Annotated in this window: 17 protein-coding genes; 9 read left to right on the top strand and 8 right to left on the bottom strand. The window is 71.8% G+C overall.

Translation table 11 applies throughout. The annotated features are described in order from the left end of the window. Positions 1–62 precede the first annotated feature (62 nt). Positions 63–908 carry a sirohydrochlorin chelatase gene (locus OHA34_RS31670; RefSeq protein ID WP_285937681.1) on the top strand — a complete coding sequence of 282 codons (846 nt, stop codon included), beginning with the start codon at positions 63–65 and terminating at the stop codon, positions 906–908. 130 nt (positions 909–1,038) lie between these two features. On the opposite strand, the gene OHA34_RS31665 is transcribed toward OHA34_RS31670, so the two are convergent. Next, on the bottom strand, positions 1,039–1,833 hold the full coding sequence (locus tag OHA34_RS31665) for an enoyl-CoA hydratase/isomerase family protein (protein WP_285937682.1): 795 nt from the start codon (positions 1,831–1,833) through the stop codon (positions 1,039–1,041). Positions 1,834–1,837: 4 nt separating this feature from the next. After that, positions 1,838–2,740 carry an SDR family oxidoreductase gene (locus OHA34_RS31660; protein WP_285937683.1) on the bottom strand — a complete coding sequence of 301 codons (903 nt, stop codon included), beginning with the start codon at positions 2,738–2,740 and terminating at the stop codon, positions 1,838–1,840. A 260-nt stretch (positions 2,741–3,000) separates the two neighbouring features. Here OHA34_RS31660 and OHA34_RS31655 point away from each other — a divergent pair, with 260 nt between their 5' ends. After that, a complete protein-coding gene (locus OHA34_RS31655; protein WP_329519757.1) occupies positions 3,001–4,092 on the top strand; it encodes an NAD(P)H-dependent amine dehydrogenase family protein in 1,092 nt (363 codons plus the stop codon). 90 nt (positions 4,093–4,182) lie between these two features. On the opposite strand, the gene OHA34_RS31650 is transcribed toward OHA34_RS31655, so the two are convergent. Next, complete coding sequence (locus OHA34_RS31650; protein ID WP_329519756.1) at positions 4,183–4,842, bottom strand: DedA family protein; 660 nt, start codon at positions 4,840–4,842, stop codon at positions 4,183–4,185. Positions 4,843–5,030: 188 nt separating this feature from the next. Here OHA34_RS31650 and OHA34_RS31645 point away from each other — a divergent pair, with 188 nt between their 5' ends. The 6 genes from OHA34_RS31645 to OHA34_RS31620 all read left to right on the top strand — a co-directional run bounded on the left by OHA34_RS31645 (position 5,031) and on the right by OHA34_RS31620 (position 12,700). Further along, a complete protein-coding gene (locus tag OHA34_RS31645) occupies positions 5,031–5,951 on the top strand; it encodes a glutathione S-transferase family protein (RefSeq protein WP_329519755.1) in 921 nt (306 codons plus the stop codon). Positions 5,952–6,143: 192 nt separating this feature from the next. Next, positions 6,144–6,815 (top strand): AIM24 family protein, encoded by a 672-nt coding sequence (locus OHA34_RS31640; protein WP_285937687.1) that lies wholly within the window; start codon positions 6,144–6,146, stop codon positions 6,813–6,815. 161 nt (positions 6,816–6,976) lie between these two features. Continuing rightward, positions 6,977–10,705 carry a multifunctional oxoglutarate decarboxylase/oxoglutarate dehydrogenase thiamine pyrophosphate-binding subunit/dihydrolipoyllysine-residue succinyltransferase subunit gene (locus OHA34_RS31635; protein ID WP_285937688.1) on the top strand — a complete coding sequence of 1,243 codons (3,729 nt, stop codon included), beginning with the start codon at positions 6,977–6,979 and terminating at the stop codon, positions 10,703–10,705. A 98-nt stretch (positions 10,706–10,803) separates the two neighbouring features. After that, a complete protein-coding gene (locus OHA34_RS31630) occupies positions 10,804–10,986 on the top strand; it encodes a DUF6104 family protein (protein WP_329519754.1) in 183 nt (60 codons plus the stop codon). 159 nt (positions 10,987–11,145) lie between these two features. Beyond that, complete coding sequence (locus tag OHA34_RS31625; RefSeq protein WP_285937690.1) at positions 11,146–11,976, top strand: DUF4097 family beta strand repeat-containing protein; 831 nt, start codon at positions 11,146–11,148, stop codon at positions 11,974–11,976. A 1-nt stretch (position 11,977) separates the two neighbouring features. Continuing rightward, positions 11,978–12,700, top strand: coding sequence for a PadR family transcriptional regulator (locus OHA34_RS31620; protein WP_329519753.1), 723 nt, complete (start codon positions 11,978–11,980; stop codon positions 12,698–12,700). A 75-nt stretch (positions 12,701–12,775) separates the two neighbouring features. On the opposite strand, the gene OHA34_RS31615 is transcribed toward OHA34_RS31620, so the two are convergent. From OHA34_RS31615 to OHA34_RS31600, 4 genes are all read right to left on the bottom strand, one after another. Continuing rightward, the gene (locus OHA34_RS31615) at positions 12,776–13,744 is read right to left on the bottom strand and encodes a zinc-binding dehydrogenase (protein WP_285937692.1); all 969 of its coding nucleotides are present in this window, start codon (positions 13,742–13,744) and stop codon (positions 12,776–12,778) included. Between the two features lie 135 nt (positions 13,745–13,879). Then, the gene (locus OHA34_RS31610; RefSeq protein ID WP_329522468.1) at positions 13,880–14,632 is read right to left on the bottom strand and encodes an amino acid ABC transporter ATP-binding protein; all 753 of its coding nucleotides are present in this window, start codon (positions 14,630–14,632) and stop codon (positions 13,880–13,882) included. 116 nt (positions 14,633–14,748) lie between these two features. After that, complete coding sequence (locus OHA34_RS31605; protein WP_329519752.1) at positions 14,749–15,738, bottom strand: amino acid ABC transporter permease; 990 nt, start codon at positions 15,736–15,738, stop codon at positions 14,749–14,751. A gap of 4 nt (positions 15,739–15,742) precedes the next feature. Continuing rightward, on the bottom strand, positions 15,743–16,651 hold the full coding sequence (locus OHA34_RS31600; RefSeq protein ID WP_329519751.1) for an ABC transporter substrate-binding protein: 909 nt from the start codon (positions 16,649–16,651) through the stop codon (positions 15,743–15,745). Between the two features lie 380 nt (positions 16,652–17,031). On the opposite strand from OHA34_RS31600, the gene OHA34_RS31595 reads away from it, so the two are divergent. Then, positions 17,032–18,222 (top strand): NAD(P)-dependent malic enzyme, encoded by a 1,191-nt coding sequence (locus OHA34_RS31595; RefSeq protein ID WP_285937696.1) that lies wholly within the window; start codon positions 17,032–17,034, stop codon positions 18,220–18,222. A 55-nt stretch (positions 18,223–18,277) separates the two neighbouring features. Here OHA34_RS31595 and sodX read toward each other — a convergent pair whose 3' ends face one another. Further along, the gene (sodX, locus tag OHA34_RS31590) at positions 18,278–18,664 is read right to left on the bottom strand and encodes a nickel-type superoxide dismutase maturation protease (RefSeq protein ID WP_285937697.1); all 387 of its coding nucleotides are present in this window, start codon (positions 18,662–18,664) and stop codon (positions 18,278–18,280) included. Positions 18,665–18,678 lie beyond the last annotated feature (14 nt).

Raw genomic sequence — 18,678 nt, 5'->3', positions numbered from 1 at the left:
CGGCCCGGTCGAGGGGACGCCGGACTCTCCGGCGCGGCACCGACAGCGTTACCATTCCCGCCGTGAGTCCCGAAAGCCAGGCATCCGAGGCACTTCCGTCGCGGCGCCGCCGTATCCCCCGCGGCGGCCGACATCGCGGCGACGAATCCTTCCTGCTGCCACCCGGCTCCCCCGCCCTCGTACTCGCGGTCCCCGGTACCGCCCGCGGCGCCGGCGCCGCGGTCGCGGCCGAACTCGCCCGGCTCGTCGAGCTGGAGCACACCGGCCAGCCGACCCACCTCGGGTTTCTGGAGGGCGACGAGGCGAGCCTGCGTGCGGTCCTGTCCGGGCTGCGGCAGCAACGTCAGGACGAACCGGCGGCGGTGGTGGTGCCGCTGATCACCGGCCCCGATCCCGCGCGGGAGGCGGCGGTCCGCGAGAGCGTGGCGGCGGCGCCGGTCCCGACGGTGGCCGCCGGCCCGCTCGGCCCGCACCCGCTCCTCGCCGAGGCGCTGCACGACCGGCTCTCCGACGCGGGCCTGGCCCGCGCCGACCGGATCCGGATGATGACGATGGTGACCGCCGTGTCGGGCGTCATCGTGGCCACCCCCGGCGACGCGACGGCGGTCCGGCAGGCCGAGGTGACCAGCGTGCTGCTCGCCTCCCGGCTGGCCGCGCCGGTCTTCACCGCCGCGCTGGACGACGAGGCCGGGGTCAAGGCCGCCGCCGAGCAGCTGCGCACCTCCGGGGCCAGCACGCTCGCCGTGGCGCCCCACCTGATCGGCCCCGAGGCGCAGGGCGAGCGGGTCGCCGCCGCGGCGGCGATCGCGGGTGCCGGCCACTCCGCTCCCCTCGGCGCGCACCCGGCCCTGGCCCGCCTGGCCGCGCTGCGCTACGTCGAGGCCCTGTCGAACGCCCTGGGCGCCTGACCCGGCCCGCGCGGCGGTGCCGCCCTCCGGAGGTTCCGAGAGGGCGGCACCCCGGGCGCGGACGCGGCCGGACGCGGGCAGGCCACCGTCCGACGCCGGTCGGCCGGACCGGAGCGAGAACGCGGCCGGGTCAGCGGTTTCCGAACTCCGGCGGGCGCTTCTGCATGGTCGCGGCCATGCCCTCGGTCAGGTCCTCGGTGAAGAAGGCTAGCGTCTGGATCCCGGTCTCCACGGCGACCTGCCGGCGCAGACCCGGCGCGTCCAGCGACATGTTGAGGAGCTCCTTGGTGCGCCGCAACCCGTACGGCGACTTGGCGAGCAGCTCCGCGGCGAGCGCGTGGGCGCCCTCCAGGTCGCGGCCCTCGTCGGCGAGCTCGGTGACCAGGCCCAGCCGGTCCGCCTCGGTGACGTCCAGCCGCTGCGCCCGGTAGAAGATCTCGGCCGCCTTGGCCGGGCCCACCAGCCGCGGCAGCAGCCACGACAGCCCGCAGTCGCCCGCGGACAGCCCGAGGTCGACGAACGGGACGACGAACCGGGTGGTCGGGTCGGCGACCCGCAGGTCGCAGGCGAGGGCCCAGGAGACTCCCATCCCCGCGACCGGGCCGTGCAGCGCCGCAATGACCGGCTGGGGGATCTCCCGCAGCCGCGCGGTCACCTCGCCGCCGCGTCCGATGCCCCGGTAGATGCGCTGGACGCGGCCCTCGTCGCCGCCGCCGGGGTCGCCGCCCTGGAGGTCCATGCCCGAGCAGAACCCGCGGCCCTCGCCGGTGAGCACGACGACCCTGGTGTCCGGGTCGCGCATCAGCCCGTTGAGGACGTCGAGCATCTCCTCGGTCAGCGCGCCGGTGACCGCGTTGAGCCGCTCGGGGCGGGACAGGGTGACGGTGAGCACCCCGTCCCGCCGGTCGAGCTTGAGATCGCCCATCCGGTCAGGAAGTGAGCTGCTGGATGAGGGGGCCCATCTGCTCGCCCACGCTCTTGAAGACGGTGAGCGGGTCGGCCGCGTTGATCGCCGCCCAGTTGTCGCGGACGGACTCGACCGACAGCGTCTCCTTCCGCCCCCAGCCCGGCCCCTCCGCGACGAAGATCTTGGCGATCCGGCCGCCGCCGACGGTGTAGACCTCGCCCGAGTCCTCGTTGCTCTCGTGCACGAGGAAGGCGACCAGCGGGGTGACCTGGTCGACGCCGAGTTTCTCGGAGAAGTCGGCGGGCAGCAGGTCCTCGGTCATCCGGGTCCAGGCGACCGGGGCGATCGCGTTGGCCTTGATGTTGTACTTGGCGCCCTCCTGCGCGAGCGTCTTGGTGAAGCCCACCAGGCCCATTTTGGCCGTGGCGTAGTTGGCCTGGCCGAAGTTGCCGAACAGGCCCGCCGGGGACGAGGTGTTGACGATGCGGCCGTAGCCCTGCTCGCGCAGGTGCGCCCAGGCGGCGCTCGCCACCAGGAACGAGCCGCGCAGGTGCACGGCGATGACCCCGTCGAACTCCTCGGGGGTCATGTTCTTGAACGACCTGTCGCGCAGGATGCCGGCGTTGTTGACGACGATGTCGATCTTGCCGAAGGCGTCCACCGCGGTCTTGATGATCGCCTGGGCGCCCTCGGGGGTGGCGACGTTGTCGGGGTTCGCGACCGCCTCGCCGCCGTTCTTCTTGATCTCCTCGACGACCTCCTGGGCCGGCCCGGCGGAGGCGCCGACGCCGGACCGGTCCCCGCCGAGGTCGTTCACGACGACCTTGGCGCCGCGCGCCGCCAGCTCCAGCGCGTGCTGGCGGCCGAGGCCGTGGCCCGCCCCGGTGACGACCGCGACCCGGCCGTCGTAGCGCAGTTCCGACATCCCTGTCTCCTCACATCGCACCGACTACGTCCCCCTAGGTAACCACCAAGGGGTTACCCAGTGGTACCACCTAACCGAATCCCGCTCGGCTTTGCCCCCGCCCTCGAAAGTTGCGGCAAATACTGCATTTGACGTGAACCACGGCGTAGTGTCCACACGTCTCCACAGCGCGCCATCGCCCAGCCATCGCCCAGCCGTCACCGGCCGTCGCCGGCCACCGCGGCCGTCGCCGCCGCGAGGAGCACGGAGGACCCGTCCCTATGAACCAGGCCCCCGCGCACCGCCGGTCCGACGGCCGCCCGCTCCGCGTCGTGCAGTGGGCGACCGGCGCGGTCGGCCGCAGCGTGATCCGCGGCGTGCTGGACCGTCCAGGGCTCGAACTCGCGGGCGTCCGGGTGTTCTCCCCCGCCAAGGACGGCGTCGACGCCGGCGTCCTGGCCGGACGCGACCCCATCGGCGTGACCGCCACCACCGACACCGCCGAGATCCTCGACCTGGACGCCGACTGCGTCGTGCACGCCCCCGGGCAGCTCGGTCAGCCGTACGGCGACCTCGACACGGTCTGCGCGCTGCTGGCCTCGGGCAAGAACGTCATCTCCCTGACCGGCCTGGTCTACCCGTACGCCCAGGGCCCGGGACTGGTGGCCGAACTGGAGGACGCGTGCAAGCGCGGCGGCGGCGTCTCGGTGCACGGCAGCGGCGTCAACCCCGGCTTCATGGCCGACCTCATGCCGCTCGTCCTGTCCCGCCTGTCCCGGCAGATCACCCACGTGTACGCGCGCGAGTGCTCGGACTTCGCCGGGCACCCGTCCTGGCGGATGGTGCACGACATGGTGGGCTTCGCCAAGACCGAGGAGTCGTACCTGCGCTCCCTGCGGCCGGCCCGCACCATGATGCGGGCGGGCTTCGCCGAGAGCCTGCACCTGGTCGCGGCCGGGCTCGGGATCGAACTGGACGAGGTGGACGTCGACGTCGACCACCGGCTGGCCCGCCACGACTTCACCATCGCGGCCGGACGGGTGCCGAAGGGCACCGTCGCGGCGGCCCGGTGGACCTTCAGCGGGCTGGTCGACGGCCATCCGGTGATCACCATCGAGGCGGTGCACAAGGCCGACGCCGGCCAGGTCACCGACTGGGGCGGCCCCGGGTACGCGGTCCGCGTGCACGGCCGCCCGTCGATCACCCTGACCACCGACGAGGACTGGGTCTCCAACGGGATCTCGGCCGCGGCGGCGCACGCGCTCAACGCGATCCCCGTGGTGTGCGCGGCGGCCCCGGGCATCCGGACCTTCCTCGACCTGCCCCTGGTCACCGGCCGCGCGAGCGTCCCCACCCGCGCCACCGCCTTCTGACCCGCCGTGACCCGCCGCCGTTCCGGCCCACCGCCCTGGACGGGATCCGGAGACCGGGATCCGGCGGGCGGGATCCGGCGGGCGGATCGGTCAGGGCCGGGACTTCTCCAGCGGAACCCCCTCGGCCCTGGCGTCCGCCTCTTCGGCGGCCTCGCGCCGGTGCCTGCGGACGCTCCACACGATCAGCGCCACGACCGCGAGGACCGCGAGCCCGATCGCCAGCCCCCGGCCCGCGAGCTTGGCCGCGTGCTCGAACGCCGCCCCGGCGAAGTAGCCGCCGAACGTGAAGGTCGCCACCCAGGCGACGCCGCCGATCAGGTTGTACGCCAGGAACTTCGGATAGGGCAGCTTGGAGCTGCCCACCAGCGCGGGCATCAGCGCCCGCAGCAGCGCGGTGAAACGTCCGATGAACACCGCGAACGCGCCGCGCCGGCGGATGAGGTCCTGGGCCTTGCCGACCTTGGACTCGTGCCGCTTCATCGCCTTGGTCTCCAGCAGCCTGGGCCCGTACCGGCGGCCGATCTCGTAGCCGACCGAGTCGCCCACCACCGCCGCGACCACCGCCACGGCCAGCAGCACCGGCATCGACAGCTTGCCCTGGCTGGCCAGCACGCCGCCGACCACGATCGCGGTCTCGCCCGGGAACACGAACCCGAAGAACAGCGCCGCCTCGGCGAACACCAGGCCGGCGATGAGAAGGTAGATCAGTGCGGGGGGCAGGCCGTCCACCAGGACATTGAAGTTCTCCATCATGGCTCCCCCGCCACCTCATCCCGTCCGGCCCGTACTCGCGGGCCCGCCTGTGTGAGTGCCACCCGGCCGTGCACGCCCGCCGGTGCTGTTTCCACCCGCGCGCAGAGGGTTATCGTATCCGCGAGGGCTCCCGACCCGGATCCCCCGCAAGGACTACCGAGCGTCGACCCCAGGAGGAGCGGGGCATGACCGCACAGGAGATATCGAGCGGCCGGTTCGTCCGCCAGGCCAACCGCTTCACCGGCATGATCACCGCCGACGGCTCCAGCGGGTTCACCGCCGAGCCGGGCCGCTACCGGCTGCTGGTCTCCTACGCCTGCCCCTGGGCGCACCGGACGCTGATCGTCCGCCGGCTACTCGGCCTGGAAGAGGTGATCGGCCTCGGGGTGGTCGACCCGATCCGCGACGACCGCGGCTGGCGGTTCCCCGAACCCGACCCGGTGACCGGCGCGACGTTCCTGTCCGAGCTCTACCTGGCCACCGACCCGTCCTACGAGGGCCGCTACACGGTGCCGTGCGTCTGGGACACGGTGACCGGCACGATGGTGACCAACGACTTCCCGATGATCACCACCATGATGGAGACCGAGTTCGCCGCCCACCACCGGGACGGCGCGCCCGACCTCTACCCCGAGGCCCTGCGCCCGGAGATCGACGAGCTGAACGAGCTGGTCTACACGACCGTCAACAACGGGGTCTACAAGGCCGGGTTCGCCACCTCCCAGGACGCCTACGAAGAGGCGTTCGACGCCCTGTTCGACACATTCGGACTGCTGGAAGAGCGGCTGGCGGGGCGACGCTACCTGCTCGGCGACCGGCTGACCGAGGCCGACGTGCGGCTCTACCCCACGCTGGCCCGGTTCGACCCGGTCTACTTCTCCCATTTCAAGTGCAACCTGCGGAGACTCTCCGATCATCCCCATCTCTGGGCGTACGCGCGCGACCTCTACTCGCTGCCGGCCTTCGGCGGCACCACCGACTTCGACCACATCAAGCGGCACTACTACGTGACGCAGCGCAACATCAATCCGTCCGGGGTCGTGCCCAAGGGCCCGCTCCTCGACTGGACCGCCCCGCACGGCCGGGACCGCCTCGGCGGCGCCTGAAGCCTTTCCCCGACGACTCGAGAACGGCCCGGGGACGGCCCTCCGACGGCCACCGCCCGGCTCGCGGACGCCGCTCGCGGGCCTTTGGATCACAGGACGTCCCGACAATGTTCGGGAACGGTCATACGCGGCCGTTATGCTGACGGGCTCTAAGCCGGAACGCAGTGACAGGACAGGAAAGGCCCCCCGACGATGCGCAGTTCGTTCTTCGGAAACATGGACCAGGGACAGCAGCTCCCCGGCCACTTCGCCCTCCAGAATTCCAAGATGCTCCGGGTCCACCTCAACGGAGACGTCCTGGCGCGCCAGGGGTCCATGGTCGCCTTCCAGGGGCAGATGGACTTCGACTACGAGGGCGCCGGCGGCATCGGCAAGTTCATCAAGAAGGCCGTCACCGGCGAGGGCGTGCCGACCATGCGCGTCAAGGGCCAGGGCCTGCTGTTCGTGGCCAACGACGCCGACGACATCCACCTGTTCTACCTGGAGAACGAGGGGATCACCGTCAACGGCGCCAACATCCTGGCCTACGACGCGCACCTCCAGTCCGACATCCAGCGCGTCCAGGGCGCGGGCATGATGGCGGGCGGCCTGTTCAACACCACTCTGACCGGCACCGGCTGGGTGGCGCTCACCACACACGGCACCCCGGTCATGCTCGACGCGAGCCGCGCCCCGACGTTCGCCGACGGGCAGTCGGCCGTGGCGTGGAGCACCAGCCTCCAGGTCGGCGTCAACCGCACCCTCAAGGCGGGCGCCCTCATCGGACGCGGTAGCGGCGAAGCGATGCAATTGGCCTACCAAGGCCAGGGCTTCGTGCTGGTCCAGGCCAGCGAGGGCCCCACAGTGCCCACGCACTCGCACTGACCTGCGGTGCCGGCCCCCGGGCCGGGGCCGGGCGGAATCGCCGGTTTCCGGGGGTCGAGGGCGGGGGTCGTCCCATGCTGTCCTGGGTGAGGTGGAAGTGCGAGTAGCCTTGACTCGTCTCAGAACTCACCTGCGAGCTGCGGAAGAGGGCGATCTCCGCCGTGTCGACAGAGTCGTCGCAAACTAGTGCCGACCCCAAGAACACAGATTTCGGTGCCAACGAGTGGCTGGTCGACGAGCTGTACCAGAAGTACCTCGAAGACCCGAACTCGGTTGACGAAGCCTGGTGGAACTTCTTCGCGGACTACCAGCCGGACACCCGGCCGTCCGTGACCACCGCCTCCCCGGCGGGTCCCCAGGCCACCGGCGAAGCGGCCCCCCGGGCCGCCAACGGCACCGCGGCGGCTCCGCCGACAGCGACGCCGGCCGGGCCCGCCAAGGCCGCCCCCGCGGCCAAGGCCGGCGGCAAGGCCGCGGCCGGTGCCGCGTCGAAGCCCGCTCCTCCGCCGGTGCCCGCGGGCGCCGAGGAGGTACGGCTCCGCGGCGTCGCCGCGCGTACGGCCACCAATATGGAGTCCAGCCTCACGGTGCCGACCGCGACGAGCGTGCGCGCGATCGCGGCCAAGCTGTTGATCGACAACCGCATTGTGATCAACAACCATTTGAAGCGCGGGCGGGGCGGCAAGGTCTCCTTCACCCACCTCATCGGCTACGCCATCGTCAAGGCGCTGGTGTCGATGCCGGAGATGAACTCCGCCTACACCGAGGTCGACGGCAAGCCGGTGCTGATCAAGCCCGAGCACGTCAACTTCGGCCTGGCCATCGACCTCCAGAAGCCCGACGGGCAGCGGCAGCTCGTGGTGCCGAGCATCAAGGCCGCCGAGACCCTCGACTTCCGCCAGTTCTGGGCGGCCTACGAGGAGATCGTGCGCAAGGCGCGCGGCAACAAGCTGACGCTCGACGATTTCCAGGGCACCACGATCAGCCTGACCAACCCGGGCACCATCGGTACCGTGCACTCGGTGCCGCGGCTGATGCCCGGCCAGGGCACGATCATCGGCGTCGGCGCGATGGAGTACCCGGCCGAGTTCGCCGGCGCCTCGTCCGACACGCTGGCCCGGATGGGGATCAGCAAGGTCATGACGGTGACCTCCACCTATGACCACCGCATCATCCAGGGTGCGCAGTCCGGCGACTTCCTGCGCCGGATCAACCATTTGCTGCTGGGCGAAGAGGACTTCTACGACGACATCTTCGAGGCCCTGCGGATCCCCTATGAGCCGGTGCGCTGGGTCAAGGACATCTCCGCGGGCCACGAGGACGACGTCGCCAAGGTCGCGCGGGTGCACGAGCTGATCCACGCCTACCGGGTCCGCGGCCACCTGATGGCCGACACCGACCCGCTGGAGTACAAGCAGCGCCGCCACCCCGACCTCGACATCCTCCAGCACGGCCTCACCCTGTGGGACCTCGAGCGCGAGTTCGCGACCGGCGGGTTCGGCGGCAAGCCGACCATGAAGCTGCGCGACATCCTCGGCGTGCTGCGGATGGCCTACTGCCGCACGGTCGGCATCGAGTACATGCACATCCAGGACCCCGAGGAGCGCGCCTGGATCCAGGCCCGCGTCGAGGTCCCGCACGACAAGCCGTCGCGCGAGGAGCAGCTGCACGTGCTGCGCCGGCTCAACTCCGCCGAGGCGTTCGAGACGTTCCTCCAGACCAAGTTCGTCGGGCAGAAGCGGTTCTCCCTGGAGGGCGGCGAGTCGGTCATCCCGCTGCTCGACTCGGTGATCTCCGCCGCGGCCAAGGCCGGCCTCGACGAGGTCGTGGTCGGGATGGCGCACCGCGGCCGGCTGAACGTGCTGGCCAACATCATCGGCAAGTCCTACGGGCAGATCTTCGGCGAGTTCGAGGGCAACCTCGACCCGCGCAGCGCGCAGGGCTCGGGCGATGTGAAGTACCACCTCGGCGCCGAGGGCGACTTCGTCGCGAGCGACGGCTCCCGGATCCACACCGAGCTGGTCGCCAACCCCTCCCACCTGGAGACGGTCGACCCGGTGCTGGAGGGCGTCGTCCGCGCCAAGCAGGACCTGCTGGACGTCGGCGAGGCCGGCTTCAGCGTGCTGCCGATGCTGGTCCACGGCGACGCGGCGTTCGCCGGGCAGGGCGTGGTCGCCGAGACCCTCAACCTGTCGCAGCTGCGCGGCTACCGCACCGGCGGCACCGTGCACGTGGTGATCAACAACCAGGTGGGCTTCACCACCGCGCCGGAGTACTCGCGGTCCAGCGTCTACTCCACCGACGTGGCCCGGATGATCCAGGCGCCGATCTTCCACGTCAACGGCGACGACCCGGAGACCTGCGCCCGGGTGGCGCGGCTGGCCTTCGAGTACCGGCAGACGTTCAAGAAGGACGTCGTCATCGACATGATCTGCTACCGGCGGCGCGGGCACAACGAGACCGACAACCCCTCGTTCACCCAGCCGGTGATGTACGACCTGATCGACGCCAAGCGCTCGGTGCGCAAGCTCTACACCGAGGCGCTGATCGGCCGCGGCGACATCACCGTCGAAGAGGCCGAGTCCGCGCTCCGCGACTACCAAGAGCAGCTCGAGCGGGCCTTCACCGAGACCCGCGAGGCGGTCAAGAAGCCGCTGGAGCCGGGCTCGGTGGTCAAGCCCGACGTCGAAGAGCGGATCCCGATCGACCACGGCTCGGCCGGCACGGCGATCTCCGCCGAGACGGTCAAGCGGATCATCGACACCCAGGTCAGCCTGCCCGAGGGCTTCAACGTGCACCCGCGGCTCCAGCCGATCCTGGCCCGCCGCGCCCAGATGGTCGAGGACGACGCGATCGACTGGGCCACCGGCGAGCTGTTCGCGATCGGCTCGCTGCTGATGGACGGCCGCCCGGTCCGGCTGGTCGGCCAGGACACCCGGCGCGGCACGTTCGGGCAGCGGCACTCGGTGCTGGTCGACCGCAAGACGGGCGAGGAGCACACCCCGCTCAAGCAGTTCGGCCAGGGCGTGTCGAAGTTCTACGTGCACGACTCGCTGCTCAGCGAGTACGCCGCGATGGGCTTCGAGTACGGCTACTCGATGACCCGGCCGGACGCGCTGGTGGCCTGGGAGGCCCAGTTCGGCGACTTCGCCAACGGCGCCCAGTCGATCATGGACGAGTACATCTCGTCCGGTGAGCAGAAGTGGGGCCAGCACTCCAGCATCGTGCTGCTGCTGCCGCACGGCTACGAGGGCCAGGGGCCCGACCACTCCTCGGCGCGCATCGAGCGCTACCTCCAGATGTGCGCGCAGGACAACATGACGGTGGTCTACCCGACCACGTCGGCCAACTACTTCCACCTGCTGCGGTGGCAGGTGCTGTCCGGCCGGAACAAGCCGCTGATCGTGTTCACGCCCAAGTACCTGCTCCGGCTCAAGGCGGCCACGTCCACGGTCGAGCAGATCACCCAGGGCCAGTTCCAGCCGGTGATCCCCGAGCAGAACGCCGAGATCGACCCCGCCGGGGTCCGCCGGGTGCTGCTCACCACCGGCAAGATCTACTACGACGTGGCGCAGGCCAGGGACGCCGCCGGCGCCACCGACACCGCGGTGGTCCGGGTCGAGCGGCTGTACCCGCCGCCGGTCGACGAGATCAAGGCCGAGCTGGCCAAGTACCCCGAGGGCACCGAGGTCGTCTGGGTGCAGGACGAGCCGGCCAACATGGGCGCGTGGCCGTTCATGGCGCTGAAGCTGCCGCACCACATCGAGGGCCTGAAGATGTCGCGCGTCTCGCGTCCGGCGTCCTCCTCGCCCGCGGTGGGGTCCAACAAGCTGCACGCGGCCGAGCAGGAGGCCCTGCTGGCCAGGCTGTTCGGCGACGAGCGCAAGTAGGCGGGACCGTTCATCCCGAGGGCTCCGGCGCATCCGCGCCGGGGCCCTCGGCGTCCCGCCCTCCGGGCGGGCCGGCAGAGCGAGGAAGGACCGAGGACGTGTACTTCACCGACCGGGGTGTCGAGGAGCTGGCCGAGCGGCGCGGCGCCGAGGAGGTCAGCCTGAGCTGGCTGGCCGAGCGGCTGCGCGAGTTCGTGGACCTCAACCCCGAGTTCGAGACCCCCGTCGAGCGGCTGGCGACCTGGCTGGCCCGGCTGGACGACGACGCGGACGACGACTGACGCGGCGGGGCGCACCGGCGGGACACGGCGGCGACGAGACGCGATACATCTTGACTTTCACCGGACGCGACATATCGTGTTTACTGTGCAGGACGGCGCCCCTCGCGGGCGGCCGGTCCGTACCCGTGCCGCAGGCGCCCGGACGAAAGGCGAGAGACGATGTCGCGTTGGACGATCGACGAACCCACCACCCTCGGCTTCGACGGCGTGGTCGCGCTCCGGGCCACCCTGATCGCCGGCAGCGTCTCGGTGCTGGCCTCCGGTGACCGGCCCGGCATCCAGGTCGAGGCGCTCGACGGGCCGCCGCTGGTGATCGGGCACGAGGCCGGCATGCTGACCATCACCCACGAGCGGCTCTGGGAGGGCGTGCTGAGCTGGCTGCGCACCCAGAAGTGCCACGCCACCATCACCGTGACCGTCCCGCACGACTGCCCGGTCTCCCTGAACCTGGTCTCCGCCGACGCGGTGGTCAGCGGGACGACCGCGCGCACCTCCGTCAAGAGCGCGTCCGGCAACGTCGTCCTCGACGGGGTGCACGGCGACATCGACGCCAACACCGTCTCCGGCGACGTCGAGGTGCAGGGCCCGGCCAGGCGGATCACGTTCACCTCCGTGTCCGGCGACCTGACCCTGGCCGGCGGGACGGTCGACCGGCTGGCCGCCCGCTCGGCCCGCGGACGGATCGCCGCCGACGTCGGCCTGGCCCGCGAGGGCCGGATCGAGGTCAACACCGTGGCCGGCGAGGTCGCGCTGCGCATCCCCGACCCCGCCGACGCGGAGGTCGCGCTGAACTCGGCCGCCGGCGGCCGGCTGGAGACCTCGTTCCCGGGACTGGACCGGCGGGACCGCTCGGTCTCCCGCGCCGTCACCGGCAGGCTCGGCGCCGGGACGGGCCGGGTGTCGGTCAACACTGTGTCCGGCGCCGTCGCGCTCCTCGGCCGGCCCCGGGACGACTCCCCCGAGATCACCACCCCTGGAATGGAGAAGTGAGTTGAGCCCCGTCTTCGGCCACGGCCGCCTTCGGCTGTACCTGCTCAAGCTGCTGGAGGAGAGCCCGCGGCACGGCTACGAGGTGATCCGGCTGCTCCAGGACCGCTTCCTCGGGGTCTACTCGCCCTCCCCCGGCACGATCTACCCGCGGCTGGCCCGGCTGGAGTCCGAGGGCCTGGTCAGCCATGAGGTGATCAAGGGCAAGAAGGTGTACTCCCTGACCGACAAGGGCCGGGAGGAGCTGGAGCGCCGGATGGACGAGCTGGCCGACCTGGAGGAGGAGCTCTCGGCGTCGGCGCAGGAGTTCGCCCGCGGCGTCCAGGAGGACGTGCGGCAGACCGTCCGGTCGCTGCGCGAGGAGCTGACCCAGGCGGCGCGCACAATGCGCGACCAGGGCAAGGCCACCTCCAAGGACGCCTGGAAGGAGACCACCGAGCGCCAGAAGGACGAGTGGCGCCGGCAGAAGGACCACTGGCGCGAGCAGACGCAGGCGTGGAAGGAGGAGTGGCGGCGCAACTGGGAGGAGGCGTGGAAGACCGCCACCGGCACCAAGGACGACCTCGCCCGCCTCAAGCTGGAGCGGCTGCTCGGCCGGTTCGTCGAGGACGTCCGCGAGCAGGCCAGGGAGGCGCGGCTCGGCGAGGACGACCTGGCCACCGCCGAGACCCTCCTCGACGCGACCCGCGAGCGCCTCCAGAAGGAGATCTTCGACCGCGACCGCTGACCGGCGGCCGGGACGGGCGCCCGGCCGCCCGGCCGGGGCGACGGGCCCGGCCGGGGCCGCGGCCGGTGACCGCGGTCAGGGGGTGAAGACAACCTTGCCGAACAGGTCGCCCTCCGCCATCGCGGCGAAGCCCTCCCGGGCCCGGCTCAGCGGGAGCGTGCGGTCGATCAGTGGACGGGTGCCGGTCTTCACCAGGAACCGCGCCAGCCGTTCGAGCTGCGCCCGCGTCCCCATGGTGGAGCCGACCACCGAGAGCTGGAGGAAGAACAGCCGGTTGAGCTCGGCCGGCGGCACCTGGCCGCTGGTCGCGCCGGACACCACGATCCGACCGCCGGGCCGCAGCGACTTCAGCGAGTGCGACCAGGTCGCCTGGCCCACCGTCTCCATCACCGCGTCGACTCGCTCGGGCAGCCGGGCGCCGGGCTCGAACGCCGCGTCCGCCCCGAGCTCCACGGCCCGCTTGCGCTTGGCCTCGTCCCGGCTGGTCGCGTAGACGCGGTAGCCGGCCGCGGCGGCGAGCGCGATCAGCGCGGTCGCCACGCCGCCGCCCGCGCCCTGCACCAGCACGGTCGAGCCGGGCTGGAGGCCGGCCTTGTCGAACAGCATCCGGTAGGCGGTCAGCCACGCGGTCGGCAGGCAGGCCGCCTCGGCGAACGACAGCCCGGACGGCTTGGGCACCAGGTTGCGGCGCGGCACCGCGACCTTCTCGGCCAGCGCGCCCTGGTGCAGCTCCGACAGCAGCGAGCGCTTGGGGTCGAGGGTCTCGTCGCCGCCGCCGCGCTCGGGGTCGCCGATCACCGCGTGCACGATGACCTCGTTGCCGTCCTCGTCGATCCCGGCCGCGTCGCAACCGAGGATCATGGGGAGCCGGTCCGCGCTCAGCCCGACGCCCTTGAGCGACCACAGGTCGTGGTGGTTGAGCGCGGCGGCGCGGACCGTGACGGTGGTCCAGCCGTCCGGGACCTGCGGGTCGGGGCGCTCGCCGAGCGTCAGCCCGGTCAGCGGATCGTCTGCGTCGATGTGCGTAGCCGTGACAGCGAACATGCCCGCACCCTACGACGTCCGGCCCCGGCGCGCGGAGGCCGCCTCCCGCCGGGAGCGGCCCGCCCCCGTGCGGACGGGGACGGACGCGGGCCGCTCCGGCGGACGCCCGCGGACCGCTCGGCCCCGGGCCCCGGGCTAGAGGACCTTGGAGAGGAAGTCCCTGGTCCGCGGGTGCTTCGGGTTGGCGAGGACCTCGCGCGGGAGGCCCTTCTCCACCACCGCCCCGTCGTCCATGAAGACCAGGGAGTCGCCGACCTCGCGGGCGAACCCGATCTCATGGGTGACCACGACCATGGTCATCCCGTCCAGGGCGAGCTGCTTCATCACGCCCAGCACGTCGCCGACCAGCTCGGGGTCCAGCGCCGACGTCGGCTCGTCGAACAGCATCAGCGCGGGCTCCATGGCGAGCGCGCGGGCGATGGCCACCCGCTGCTGCTGCCCGCCGGACAGCTGCGCGGGGTACCCCTGGGCCTTGTCGGCCAGCCCGACCCGGTCGAGCAGCTCCATCGCCCGCTCGCGCACCTGCGCCTTGGGCTGTCGCTTGACCGCGCACGGCGCCTCCATGATGTTCTCCAGCGCGGTCATGTGCGGGAAGAGGTTGAACCGCTGGAACACCATGCCGATCTCGCGGCGCTGCGCCGACACCTCCCGGTCGCGCAGCTCGTGCAGCCGGCCGCCCTTCTCCCGGTAGCCGACCAGGTGGCCGTTCACCCAGAGCCGGCCGGCGTCGATCTTCTCCAGGTGGTTGACGCAGCGCAGGAACGTCGACTTGCCCGAGCCCGACGGCCCGATCACGCACATCACCTCGCGCGGCCTGACCTCCAGGTCGACGCCCTTGAGCACCTCCAGCCGGCCGAAGCTCTTGTGCACCTGCTCGGCCTTGACCATCAGGCCGTCTCCGGGCGGCGGGGCGTCCCCGCCCAGTGCGGCGGCCCCGCCCGGCGCGCCGGTTCCGGCCGGTGGGGTGTCCTCGGCCGGCGGGGTGTCCCGCCCGGTGGGCTCGCTCATGCCTCGGCTCCCGTCCCGCCGCCGGTCCCGGTGCCACGGGCCGGCCACGGCCTCCGCCGCCGCGGCCGGGCGGACCCGGCCGTGCCGCGGGCGAAGTGCCGTTCGATGAAGTACTGCCCCAGTAGCAGCACGCTGGTGATCGCCACGTACCAGCCGACCGCCGCGACCAGCATCGGGAACGGGTGGAAGGTGCGGTTCCCGACCGCCTGGAGGCGGAAGAACAGCTCGTTGGTGACCGGCACGAACGCCACCAGCGAGGTGTCCTTGAGCATCGCGATGGTCTCGTTGCCGGTCGGCGGGATGATCACCCGCATCGCCTGCGGCAGCACCACCCGGCGCATGATCCGCAGCCGGGACATGCCGAGCGCGGCGGCGGCCTCGTGCTGGCCGGGGTCGACCGACATGATCCCGGCCCGGACGATCTCGGCCATGTAGGCGGCCTCCGACAGCGCCAGCGCCAGCAGGCCCGCCATGAAGCCGGTCAGGAACGTCCGGGTGTCGATGCTGAACAGCGTCCCGTCGATGTCCACGCCGAGCAGGTCGGCGAGCTGCGCGTCGAAGGGCAGCCCGAACTCGATCTCGGTGTAGAGGATCGCCATGTTGCCGAACAGGATCGCCAGCACCAGCCGCGGCGCCGCCCGGAAGAACCAGGTGTAGAGCCACGAGACCCCGCTGACCAGCGGGTTCGGCGACAGCCGCATCACCGCCAGGACGACGCCGAGGACGATGCCGATCACCATCGCCAGCACGGTGAGCAGCACCGTGGTGCGGACGCCCTCGATCACGCTCGGCCGGAACGCGTTGTCGACGATGAAGGCCCAGTCGAACGCCTTGTTCGTGACCAGCATGTGCACGAACATCGCGGCGAGCACGAGCAGGACGGCGCAGGCGGCCCAGCGGCCGGGGTGCCGGACGGGCACGGCCTTGATGGCCTCCGGCCGCGCCCGTCCCCCCGCCGGCCCGCCCGTCTTGGTCAGGTCGGCCATCGCGTCAGGGGTTGATCTTGGAGGTGGCCAGCATGCCGGTCTTCAGCCCCCACTTGTCCGCGATGCCCTTGATCGTGCCGTCCGCGATCAGCGCCTGCACCGCGCCCTGGACCGCCTCGGCGAGCTGGGCCTGCTCCTTCTTGACCACGATGCCGTAGTCGAACGGGTCGTAGGGCTCGCCCAGCGTCTCGAGCTGGCCGTTCAGCTTCTTGACCGCGTACTGGATCACCGGGCCGTCGGCCAGCATCGCGTCGTCCTTGCCGCTCGCCACGGCCGTGGTCGCCTGGTCCTGGCCCTGGTAGGGGTCGACCGAGATGGCGGGGCCGCCGGCCTTCTTGCAGGCGTCCTGGCGCTTGGGGACGTCCTCGTCGGCCTGGGTGGTGGCCTTCTGCACCGCGACCTTCTTGCCGCACGCCGCGTTGATGTCGATCTTGGCCGGGTTGCCGGTCTTGACCAGCCACTGGGTGCTGCCCTGGAAGTAGCTCACCATGTTGACCTGCTTCATGCGGTCGGGGTTGATGGTGAACGAGGAGATCGCGGCCTCGGTCTTGCCCGACTGGACGCCCGGGATGACCGAGTCGAACGGCGCCGGGGTGAAGGCGGCCTTCAGCCCGAGCTTGGCGGCCACGGCGCCGATCACGTCCGCGTCGAAGCCGATCACGGTCTTGTTGTCGCTGTCGAGGAACTCCATCGGCGCGTAGGTGGCGTCGGTGCCGACGGCGAGGGTGCCGTCGGACTTGACGTCGGCGGGGACCTTGGCGGCCAGCGCCTGGTCGGCCCCGGTCTTCGGGGTCACCGACGTCTTCGGCTCGGTGGAGTCGTCCTTCTCGCCGCACGCCGACAGCGCGAGGGCGCCCGTCAGCACGAGTGCGCCCGCCGCGACGGCGCGGCGGCGCAGAGAACCGGTGGTCACAGGTCCCCCTCCAGATCGGTTCAGTGGATCCTGGGCAGATCCGCAGTCAGGTGCACATCTTGGCGCACACCCGGCACTTTATGGATTAAGGCTCCGACACGATCGGACAACAAGGACGCCGGGGCGGATCCGCGTCGACCTGGACCGGACCCGCTCCGCGCGGTCTTCCGCGCCGTAATCTCCCTCACCGTCCGGCGGTCGTCCCGGCGCGGACGTGACGGCCGCCACCGTCCCGCTCCGCGGAACGCCGCGGAGGGTATGGCACAATCGGACAACGGGTGACCCCCGTACGTCGCGAGATGACCTCCAGGTGATTGGCAACCAGACCACACCACCGCGGCGGCATCGCCCGAAGCCAACTTTCACTGACAGGGGTCGCTGTGGCTGCCGAGCCCAATCCCACCGAACCGCATCCGTACGACGACGATCCGGCGTTCCCGCTGCACCGCGGCGGCAAGCTGGAGATGCGCTCCACCATCCCGGTGCGCAACGCCGACGACCTCTCCCTCGCCTACACCCCCGGGGTGGCGCGGGTCTGCACCGCGATCGCCGAGCACCCCGAGCTGGCCTACGACTACACCTGGACCTCCAAGGTGGTGGCCGTCGTCACCGACGGCACCGCGGTGCTCGGGCTCGGCGACATCGGCCCGGCCGCGTCGATGCCCGTGATGGAGGGCAAGTCGCTGCTGTTCAAGGAGTTCGCCGGCGTCGACTCGGTGCCGATCGCGCTCGGCTGCACCGGGGTCGACGAGATCGTCGACACGGTGATCCGGATGGCGCCCAGCTTCGGCGGGATCAACCTGGAGGACATCAGCGCCCCCCGCTGCTTCGAGATCGAGGACCGGCTCCGCGAGGCGCTGGACATCCCGGTCTTCCACGACGACCAGCACGGCACCGCGATCGTGGTCCTGGCCGCGCTCAAGAGCGCCGCGCGGCTGATCGGCAAGCCGCTGTCGGAGCTGCGCGCGGTGGTCGCCGGCGCCGGCGCGTCCGGCATCGCGGTCTCCACCATCCTGATCGAGGCCGGCATCGGCGACATCGCGCTGTCGGACAGCAAGGGCCTGATCTACGAGGGCCGCGACGGGCTCAACCCGATCAAGCGGCGGATCGCGGCGATCACCAACCGGTCCCGGCTGACCGGCTCCACCGAGGAGGCGCTGCGCGGCGCCGACGTGTTCATCGGCCTGTCCGGCAGCACCGTCCAGGAGTCGTGCATCGCGACGATGGCGCCGGACGCGATGGTGTTCGCGCTGTCCAACCCGACCCCCGAGGTCGCGCCCGAGGTCGCCCGCCGGCACGCCCGCGTCGTCGCCACCGGCCGCAGCGACTTCCCCAACCAGATCAACAACGTGCTGGCCTTCCCCGGCATCTTCCGCGGCGCGCTGGACGTGCGGGCGCACTCGATCACCGAGGGGATGAAGCTGGCGGCGGCCGACGCGCTGGCCGGCATCGTCGGCGACGACGTGACCGCCGACTACGTGATCCCCAACCCGTTCGACGAGCGGGTGGCGCCAGCGGTGACCGCCGCCGTCGCCGCGCAGGCCCGCCGCGAGGGCGTCAACCGGATCTGACCCCCTCCCGCAGCCTTCCACGGCCCGTGCCCCTACCGGGGCGCGGGCCGTCCGGCTACCGGGGCGCGGGCCGTCCGGGGGGCCGGAAGCGCGCCACGACGCGTCCCACCACGCGGTCGTCGGGGACGGCACCGAAGTCCCAGCTATCGCGGCGTCCCGGTGCCCGCTGGTTGTCGCTCTCCAGCCACCACCCGCCGGCGGTGCGGTGCGCCGCGCGCTTGACGATGAGCAGGCCCGGGTCGTCCGGGTGGAGGGCGACGACGGCGTCCCCCTCGGAGACGCGCGCCCGGTTCAGCACCAGGAGCCAGTCTCCGGGACGCAGCGCCGGGAGCATCGACTCCCCCACCACCTCCACCCGGCGCAGCCTCCTGCGGCCGGCGACGGCGATCGCGCCCGCCGCCGCGACGCAGACAGCAGCCGGAATCGGACTCCGCACGCGCATCCGCCCTCCCTCCC

It is taken from the genome of Spirillospora sp. NBC_01491 (genome assembly GCF_036227065.1).
Classification (GTDB): domain Bacteria; phylum Actinomycetota; class Actinomycetes; order Streptosporangiales; family Streptosporangiaceae; genus Spirillospora; species Spirillospora xylanilytica.
Note: the sequence above shows the minus strand (reverse complement) of the source record. Positions and strands in the feature narration are given on the sequence as shown.